The following is a 9123-nucleotide window of genomic DNA, read 5'->3' on the forward strand; positions in this document are numbered from 1 at the left end:
ATGCACAGATGGATCGCCAGCGCCGCCGGAGGAATCAGCCAGCGGCTGTACCCCGGCGGCGCGACGGTGTGCCGACGATCGAGTGCGGAAAGCATCGTTGCTTCCTCCGTCCAGAAGGCGAGAACAGCCCGTTCATGCCCCCACCGCACGCTGCGCCCAAACCCGCCCCGCGCCCGGCGGTCGAAACCCTGAGCCGAACGGTCACCGCGGTCCCGGCCCGTCATCACCCCACCACGGGCCGTCAGCCCTCGCCGGGGATGCGACCATGAGCAGGTGAAGATCCTGTCCATCCAGTCGTCGGTCGCCTACGGCCACGTCGGCAACTCCGCCGCCGTGTTCCCGCTGCAACGCCTCCGACACGAGGTCTGGCCGGTCCTGACCGTGCACTTCTCCAACCACACCGGCTACGGCGCCTGGCGCGGCCCCCTGCTCGCCCCCACCGACGTCGCCGACGTCATCGCCGGCATCGCCGACCGCGGGGTGCTCGGCACCGCCGACGCCGTGCTCTCCGGCTACCAGGGCGACCCCGCCGTCGGCGCGGTCATCCTCGACGCCGTCGCCCAGGTCAAAGCGGCGAACCCGGCCGCCCTCTACTGCTGCGACCCGGTCATGGGCGACGTCGGCCGCGGCATGTTCGTCCGCCCCGGCATCCCCGAGTACCTCCGCGACACCGTCGTCCCCCGCGCCGACATCGTCACCCCCAACCAGTTCGAGCTGGAGTTCCTCGCCGGCCGCACCACCGACACCCTCGACGACCTGCTCGCCGCCGTCGACACCGTCCGCGCCACCGGCCCCCGGCACGTCCTGGACACCAGCGTCCTGCACGGCGACCTGCCCGCCGGGCACCTGGAAGTCGTCGCCGTGTCCGACGAGGGCGCCTGGGCCGTCACCACCCCGCTGCTGCCGATCGCCCCCAACGGCGGCGGCGACGTCACCGCCGCCCTCTACCTGGCGCACCTGGCCACCACCGGCTCACCACAGACCGCGCTGGAACGCACCACAAACTCGATCTACGCGGTACTCGAGGCGACCCTCGACGCCGGCACCCGGGAGCTGCAACTCGTCGCCGCCCAGGACGCCATCGCCGAGCCGCCCACCCGGTTCACCGCCCGCCGGCTGCGCTGACCGCCGCCCGGGTGCACCAGCGGCCCAGGTGCACCCGGGCGGCGACTCGCCGCTCGAACAGGTGGACGACACCACCGCCCAGCAGGCAGGATGCGGACGTGTCACCGCACCAGGGCACCGACGACCCCGCGTTCGCCCAACGGCTGCGCGACCTGACCCGGCTGCGCCGCGTCCGCGACCGCATCGACCGCGAGTACGCCAGTCCCCTCGACGTCGAAGCCCTCGCCCGCGGCGAGCACATGTCCGCCGGCCATCTCAGTCGCCAGTTCCGCCAGACCTACGGCGAGTCCCCGTACTCGTACCTCATGACCCGCCGCATCGAACGCGCGATGGCCCTGCTGCGCCGTGGTGACCTCAGCGTCACCGATGTCTGCTTCGCCGTCGGCTGTCAGTCCCTGGGCACCTTCAGCACCCGGTTCACCGAACTCGTCGGCGAACCGCCCAGCGCCTACCGCGCCCGTCACGCCCCCGACACCGCCGAGCCGCCCCCGTGCCTGACCAAACAGGCGACCCGACCGATCAGGAATCGAGAAGCCCGCACCGGCCGGCCACCGTTAGCGTGACCACCATGACGATCACCATTCACTACACGTTCCTGCCACACACCGACGCCGACGCCGCCATCGCCTTCTACCGCGACACCCTCGGCTTCGAACTGCGCAACGACGTCGGCCAGGGCGACACCATGCGCTGGCTCACCGTCGGCCCACCGAACCAGCCCGAGACCGGCATCGTCCTGCACCCGCCGGCCGTCGACCCCGGCATCAGCGACGACGAGCGCCGCACCGTCCTCGAACTGATCGCCAAGGGCAGCTACGGCGCGCTCACCCTCGCCACCGACGACCTCGACGGCCTGTTCGACCGGCTGGCGGCCAGCGGCGCCGACGTGGTCCAGGAACCCACCGAACAGCCCTACGGCGTGCGCGACTGCGCGTTCCGCGACCCCACCGGCAACCTCATCCGCATCAACGAGCGGCGCTGACGGCGCCCGCGGCGGACGCTGGCTCGACCGGAACACCCGACCCGGACGGAGAGATCATGAGCGAGGCCACCACCGGCCTGCACCGCGCCGACAGCCACGACGTCATCCGCGTCCTCGGCGCCCGCGAGAACAACCTGCGCGACGTCCACGTCGAGCTGCCCAAACGCCGCCTCACGGTGTTCACCGGCGTGTCCGGCTCCGGCAAGAGCTCACTGGTCTTCGGCACCATCGCCGCCGAGTCCCAGCGCCTGATCAACGAGACCTACAGCGCCTTCGTCCAGGGGTTCATGCCCACCCTGTCCCGGCCCGAGGTCGACGTCCTGGAGGGCCTCACCACCGCCATCATCGTCGACCAGGAACGCATGGGCGCGGACCCACGCTCCACCGTCGGCACCGCCACCGACGTCAACGCGATGCTGCGCATCCTGTTCAGCCGCCTCGGCGACCCCCACATCGGCCCGCCCAACGCCTACTCGTTCAACGTCCCCTCCGTACGCGCCGCCGGCGCGATCACCGTCGAGCGGGGCCCCGGCAAGACCCAGACCAGGAAGGGCACCTTCAACCGCCTCGGCGGCATGTGCCCCCGCTGCGAGGGCCGCGGCGCGGTCACCGACTTCGACCTGACCGTCCTCTACGACGAGAAGTTGTCCCTCAACGAGGGCGCCATCACCATCCCCGGCTACAGCATGGACGGCTGGTACGGCCGCATCTTCCGCTCCAGCGGCCTGTTCGACCCGGACAAGCCGATCCGCGACTACACCAAGCGGGAACTGAGCGACCTGCTCCACAAGGAACCCACCAAGATCAAGGTCGACGGCATCAACGTCACCTACACCGGCCTGATCCCCGCCATCAGCAAGTCGATGCTCGCCAAGGACGTCGACGCCATGCAGCCGCACATCCGCGCCTTCGTCGAACGCGCCATCACGTTCACCACCTGCCCCGACTGCGACGGCACCCGCCTGGCCCCCGAAGCCCGCTCCTCGAAGATCAACGGCGTCAGCATCGCCGACGTCTGCGCCATGCAGATCAGCGACCTCGCCACCTGGGTACGCGACCTGCGCGAACCCTCCGTCGGCCCGCTGCTCAAGGCGCTGGGGGACACCCTCGACTCGTTCGTCGAGATCGGCCTGGGCTACCTCAGCCTCGACCGGCCCGCCGGCACCCTCTCCGGCGGCGAGGCCCAGCGCACCAAGATGATCCGCCACCTCGGCTCGTCCCTCACCGACGTCACCTACGTCTTCGACGAACCCACCATCGGGCTGCACCCGCACGACATCGCCCGCATGAACAACCTCCTGCTGCAACTGCGCGACAAGGGCAACACCGTCCTCGTCGTCGAACACAAACCCGAAACCATCGCCATCGCCGACCACGTCGTCGACCTCGGCCCCGGCGCCGGCACCGCCGGCGGCACCATCTGCTACGAGGGCACCGTCGCCGGCCTGCGCGCCAGCGGCACCACCACCGGCCGCCACCTCGACGACCGCGCAACCCTCAAGGACAAGCCGCGTACGCCCACCGGCGCGCTGCCGATCCGCGGCGCCCGCACCCACAACCTGCGCGACGTCGACGTCGACATCCCCCTCGGTGTCCTGGTCGTGGTCACCGGCGTCGCCGGCTCCGGCAAGAGCAGCCTCATCCACGGCTCACTGGCCAGACGCGACGACGTCGTCAGCGTCGACCAGACCGCCATCCGCGGCTCCCGCCGCAGCAACCCGGCCACCTACACCGGCCTGCTCGACCCCATCCGCAAGGCGTTCGCCAAGGCCAACGGCGTCAAACCCGCCCTGTTCAGCGCCAACTCCGAAGGCGCCTGCCCGACCTGCAACGGCGCCGGCGTCATCTACACCGACCTCGGCATGATGGCCGGCGTCGCCAGCACCTGCGAGGACTGCGAAGGCAAACGGTTCCAGCCCGCCGTGCTCGACTACCACCTCGGCGGCCGCGACATCAGCCAGGTCCTCGCCATGTCCGTCGACGAGGCCGAGATCTTCTTCAGCGACGGTGAGGCCCGCACCCCGGCCGCCCACACCATCCTCGACCGGCTCGCCGACGTCGGCCTCGGCTACCTCACGCTCGGCCAGCCGCTGACCACGCTGTCCGGCGGGGAACGGCAGCGCCTCAAGCTCGCCACCCGGATGGGGGACAAGGGCGGCGTGTACGTCCTGGACGAACCCACCACCGGCCTGCACCTGGCCGACGTCGCCCAGCTGCTCGGCCTGCTCGACCGGCTCGTCGACGCCGGCAAGTCCGTCATCGTGATCGAACACCACCAGGCGGTCATGGCGCACGCCGACTGGATCATCGACCTCGGCCCGGGCGCCGGTCACGACGGCGGCCGGATCGTGTTCGAGGGCACCCCGGCCGATCTCGTGGCCGCCCGGTCCACGCTCACCGGCGAACACCTCGCCGACTACGTCGGCGCCTGACCGGCGCGCCCGCTGAGACCCCGGCCGCGCCGCGGTCTCAGCGGGACAGGCCGGCCATCCGGGCCGGCGGCGCCGTGCCGGGCTCCACCAGGCCGCACTGGTACGCGGCCACCACCGCGTGCGTCCGATCCCGCAGCCCCAGCTTCGTCAGCACCCGGCTGACGTGCGTCTTGACAGTCGCGTCGCCCAGCACCAGATGCTCGGCGATCTCCCGGTTCGACATCCCGTACGCCATCAGCACCAGCACCTCCCGTTCCCGCGGGGTGAGCCGGCGCATCTGCACCGGGGTGGGCAGTCCAGGGTCGGGCCGGGCGGCGAGGTCGTCGAGCAGCCGCCGGGCCACCGCCGGATCCAGCCACGCCTCGCCGTCGGCCACCGCCCGGATCGCCGACACCAGCTCGGCGGGCGCGGCGTCCTTGAGCACGAAACCGGACGCGCCCGCCCGCAACGCGGCGTGCACCGCCTCGTCCACGTGGTACGTGGTCAGCATGATGATCCGTACCGGCTGCTGCGGGTCGTCGATGAGCTGCTCGTCGGCCATCAGCCTGGTCGCGGCCAACCCGTCGGTGCCGGGCATCCGCACGTCCATCAGCACCACGTCCGGGCGCAGCCGCCGACTGACCTCCACGGCCTGCGCCCCGTCGTCGGCCTCGGCGACGACCTCGATGTCAGGTTCGTTGGTGAGCAGCATCGCGAGTCCCGCCCGTACGAGCGGCTGGTCGTCGGCGAGCAGCACCCGGATCATGAAGGCTCCCGTCGTCGGCGGCCGGGACAGTGGCCCCACCACATGATCATCGACGCCGGCGGCGGCGGCCACCCTGATGTCGCACAGCGGACACGCCGTTCACCCGACAGCCGGCGCCCCGCCGTCACCCGAGGCCGCCACCAGGTCGCCGTGCTGCGCGACCGGCAGCGTCGCGCTCACCCGGAACCCGCCCTCGGCACGCGGCCCGGCGACCAGACGACCGCCGACACGCTCCAGCCGCTCGGCGAGGCTGGCCAGCCCGTTACCGGTCGACAGTCCCGCCGCCGCGCCCGCCTCGCGGCCCGAGCCGTCGTCGTCGACGCGCAGCAACAGCACCCGCTCCTGCCACCCGAAATGAACAGTCGCGCAGGCCCGCCGGCCGACGTGCTTGAGCGTGTTCGTCAGGCTCTCCTGCACCGTCCGGTACGCCGCCAGCTCGATACTCGGATCCAGCGGCCTGGGACTCCCGGACACCGACATCGTCACCGTCAGCCCCGCGCACCGCATCGACGTCAGCAGCACCTCGATGTCGTCCAGCCGCGGCTGCGGACCCGGCTCACCGTCGCCCACCGGCCCCGACTCGGCCCGCATGACCGCCAGCAGCCGCCGCAACTCCGCCATCGCCTGCTGCCCGGCCTGCTGGATGTGCAGCAGCGCCTCCCGGGTCCGCTCCGGATCGGACGCGCTGATCCGCGCCGCGCCGGCGGCCTGCAACACCATCACCGTCACCGAGTGGGACACCACGTCGTGCAGCTCCGCGGCGATCCGGCGACGCTCCAACGCCACCGCCTCCGCCCGCGCCACACGCCGCTCCCGCTCCAACTGGGACACCCGCCGCCGGTGCCGCCGCACCACCGACCCGGCCGCCCACGCAGCCGCGTAGATGAGCGCGAACATCAACGCGGTCACCACGAACTCCCCGGCCCGCGCGCCCGCACTCGGCTCCACCCGGAACGAGTCGAACGCGCTGAGCAGGCTCCGCGCGCACGCCGCCGCGTACGCCGCCGCCGACACCACCAGCGGCCGCAACGCCGCCACCGTGTACAACGCCACGATCAGGCCCACCCACGGCCGGTAGTCGTGCAGCAGGAACCACATCGCCACGCCATGCACGCACTCGAACGCGAACACCGCCACCGGCGCGCGGGCCCGCCACCACAGGGCGCCGACCGACAACACCGCGGCGAGCACCTGCAGCCACTGCCGGGCCGGGCCGACCGGCTCGCTCTGGATCACCACGGACGACGCCGTGAACAGGTCGAGCAGGCCCAGCACCGGCAACAGCAGAAGATCGTGACGCCACCACCTCGCCGCCCGCGCCGGGGCGGACGGCGCCACCGCACCGGTCACCGACGTCATCGGCGGATCAGGAGTTTTCCGTAGGGCAGCCGATGCCGAACAACCGGCACGTCCAGGACAGCGGCGAGCCGTCGTCGTCACCGCCGCCGTCACCGTCCGGCGACGGCGTGGCCGCGCCCACCCGGTGCGTGGTCACCGGCACCGCCGTCCGGCCCGGCGCACCCGCCCGGCCCGCCCCCACCAGCACGACCGGCGCCACGACGTCCGCCGCCGCGTCCGCGGCCACCCGCCACCGCCCGTCCGCGTCGTCGGCGAGCAACGCCAGCACCCGCCGCACCGCCAAGGCATCAGTGCCGTGCCCACCGGGAACCGTCGCACCGGCCAGCGACACCATCACCAGGTCCGCCCCGTCACGGTGCAACACCGACACCTCGGCGACAGCGAGCGACCGCGCGTCCCCGCCGGCCACCCCCACCAGCCGCACCGCGTCGCCGGAACGCGCCCGGCCCGCACCCACCGTCCTCAGCAGACACCGCCGTCCGTCCAACGGCACCCCACGCGCGACGGTCACCCACCCCGCCGGCCGCTGCGCCTGCAGGAACACCACCACCGGCGGCGACTGGACCTCGGTCCTCATCACAGACCTCCACAGAAGGAAATGCGGGCGAACAGCCCGCGTACGCGAGAAATTCTGGTCCACACCGGCCCGCCGGACGTCCCCGTACCGGGTGACATCCGGTGTCCACTTCCAGACGGACCCCCGACGCCCACCACCGGGCCGGGACGGACCCCGAACCTCGCCCCACGGCCGGACGCCAGCACCGGCCGGCTACCACCACGATGGAACCAGTCCAGGCGACAACGGCAACACACCGAACCGCCCCGGACACCCAACCCATTCGTCACGGCCGCGAGGTTTGCCATGCCCACGCCCGGAGCGTTCCTGATCGCCGACCCGGTCCACGTCGACTCACCGGCGTACGTCGCCGACACGGCGAGCCGGTTCCCGCTGGCCGACCAGACCCCGCCCGACGGCTGGCGCGTCGCCGAACACGGCGGCTGGATCATGTGGCACCCCACGCACACCCAGCTGCCCCAGCAGGGCTGGAAAGTCCACGTCTCGGTGAACCTCGACGACGCCGCCGACGTCCTCGACCTGGTACGCGACCACTGCGTGACCCACCGGGTCGCCTTCAAGTTCCAACGCAGCCGCCGCCTCGCCCTGGTCAACAACGAGAAGTACGCCCACCGCGCCGGCAGCGGCAAACTCGCCGCCCTCTACCCGGCCGACGACACCGCCCTGCGCCGCGTCCTCGACGACCTCGGCGCCCGCCTCGCCGGATACCGCGGCCCCTACGTCCTCAGCGACCTGCGCTGGCACGACGGACCCCTCTACCTGCGCTACGGCGGATTCGCCGAACTCTGGTGCGTCGACGGCGACCAGCCCGTCCCCGCCGTCGCACGCCCCGACGGAACCCTCGTCCCCGACCGCCGCGAACCCGTCTTCACCGTGCCCGACTGGGCCCCCGTGCCCGACTTCGTCGCCGAACACATCGCCGCCGTCGCCGCTGTCGACGCGCAGACGGACGACGAACCCCCGTACCGCATCGAGGAAGCCCTGCACCACTCCAACGCCGGCGGCGTCTACCGCGCCACCGACCTGCGCGACGGCCGCACCGTCGTCCTGCGCGAAGCCCGCCCGCACGCCGGACTCGACGGCGCCGGAACCGACGCGCTCACCCGCCTGCGCCGCGAAGAGACCATGCTGCGGCGCCTCGCCGGCCTCGACTGCGTACCCCAACTACTCGACCGCCTCACCTGGTGGGAACACCAGTTCCTGGTCGAAGAGCACGTCGACGGCGACACCCTCCAACACCACCTCGCCATGCGGCACCCACTCATCCACCCCGACCCCACCGAGCAGGACCTCACCGACTACACCACCTGGGCACTCGACGTCATCGACCAGGTCCAGGCAGCCCTGGCCCAGATACACGCCAGGGGAGTGGTCTTCGGCGACCTGCACACCGCCAACATCATGATCCGCCCCGACGGCCGGATCGTGCTCGTCGACTTCGAACAGGCGTACCTGACCGACGAGGACTTCACCCCCTCACTGGGCGACCCCGGCTTCGCCACCCCCCGCATCCGCCGAGGCACCGCCGTCGACACCTACGCCCTCGCCTGCCTGCGCCTCGCCGTCTTCGTACCACTGACACCACTCGCCGCCCTGAGCGACGACAAGTTCGACGACCTCCTCACGATCGCCCGGCGCTTCCCGCTACCACCCGGATACCTCGACCGCATCCGCGACGACCTGCGCACCGCACTGCACCCACCCACGCCCGGCCGCCGCCGCGTCACCCGCCACCAGTGGTCCGCCGACCCGCGCCAGCTGATCGAATCCCTGGCCGCCGGCATCCCGCCCGCCACCACGCACACGGAGCCCCCATGCCGCCCACCGGCCTACGACACAACCGCGACTTCCTCCTCATCACCGTCGCCCGCACCGCGTCGAAACTCGGCACCCAGGTCACCGC

General features: G+C 72.1%; 8 protein-coding genes. 5 read left to right on the forward strand and 3 right to left on the reverse strand.

All coding sequences use genetic code 11. The annotated features are described in order from the left end of the window. The first annotated feature begins 273 nt into the window (after positions 1-273). The 4 genes from pdxY (at position 274) to KBX39_RS14355 (ending at position 4539) form a co-directional block, all read left to right on the forward strand. A complete protein-coding gene (gene pdxY, locus KBX39_RS14340; protein ID WP_210870992.1) occupies positions 274-1125 on the forward strand; it encodes a pyridoxal kinase PdxY in 852 nt (283 codons plus the stop codon). Positions 1126-1223: 98 nt separating this feature from the next. Beyond that, a complete protein-coding gene (locus KBX39_RS14345) occupies positions 1224-1688 on the forward strand; it encodes a helix-turn-helix transcriptional regulator (protein WP_043324018.1) in 465 nt (154 codons plus the stop codon). Positions 1689-1693: 5 nt separating this feature from the next. Further along, complete coding sequence (locus KBX39_RS14350) at positions 1694-2107, forward strand: VOC family protein (RefSeq protein WP_104114071.1); 414 nt, start codon at positions 1694-1696, stop codon at positions 2105-2107. 56 nt (positions 2108-2163) lie between these two features. After that, positions 2164-4539 (forward strand): excinuclease ABC subunit UvrA, encoded by a 2376-nt coding sequence (locus tag KBX39_RS14355; protein WP_210870994.1) that lies wholly within the window; start codon positions 2164-2166, stop codon positions 4537-4539. A 37-nt stretch (positions 4540-4576) separates the two neighbouring features. On the opposite strand, the gene KBX39_RS14360 is transcribed toward KBX39_RS14355, so the two are convergent. The 3 genes from KBX39_RS14360 to KBX39_RS14370 form a co-directional block, all read right to left on the reverse strand. Further along, positions 4577-5284 (reverse strand): response regulator transcription factor, encoded by a 708-nt coding sequence (locus KBX39_RS14360; protein ID WP_043324014.1) that lies wholly within the window; start codon positions 5282-5284, stop codon positions 4577-4579. A 99-nt stretch (positions 5285-5383) separates the two neighbouring features. Continuing rightward, complete coding sequence (locus tag KBX39_RS14365) at positions 5384-6643, reverse strand: sensor histidine kinase (protein WP_140946313.1); 1260 nt, start codon at positions 6641-6643, stop codon at positions 5384-5386. Between the two features lie 7 nt (positions 6644-6650). Next, positions 6651-7220, reverse strand: coding sequence for a hypothetical protein (locus KBX39_RS14370; protein WP_140946314.1), 570 nt, complete (start codon positions 7218-7220; stop codon positions 6651-6653). A 285-nt stretch (positions 7221-7505) separates the two neighbouring features. On the opposite strand from KBX39_RS14370, the gene lanKC reads away from it, so the two are divergent. Beyond that, positions 7506-9123, forward strand: a 1618-nt coding sequence (lanKC, locus tag KBX39_RS14375) for a class III lanthionine synthetase LanKC (RefSeq protein ID WP_210870997.1), incomplete at its 3' end; no start/stop codon positions are given.

Origin of the sequence: Micromonospora sp. D75 (assembly GCF_018070405.1) — a bacterium.
GTDB classification, from domain to species: domain Bacteria; phylum Actinomycetota; class Actinomycetes; order Mycobacteriales; family Micromonosporaceae; genus Micromonospora; species Micromonospora chalcea.

Bases quoted from the DNA above. Each gene is read 5' to 3' on its own strand.
- KBX39_RS14350 (WP_104114071.1), top strand. From the start codon at position 1,694: ATGACGATCACCATTCACTACACGTTCCTGCCACACACCGACGCCGAC.
- KBX39_RS14355 (WP_210870994.1), top strand. From the start codon at position 2,164: ATGAGCGAGGCCACCACCGGCCTGCACCGCGCCGACAGCCACGACGTC.
- KBX39_RS14360 (WP_043324014.1), bottom strand. From the start codon at position 5,284: ATGATCCGGGTGCTGCTCGCCGACGACCAGCCGCTCGTACGGGCGGGA.
- KBX39_RS14365 (WP_140946313.1), bottom strand. From the start codon at position 6,643: ATGACGTCGGTGACCGGTGCGGTGGCGCCGTCCGCCCCGGCGCGGGCG.
- KBX39_RS14370 (WP_140946314.1), bottom strand. From the start codon at position 7,220: ATGAGGACCGAGGTCCAGTCGCCGCCGGTGGTGGTGTTCCTGCAGGCG.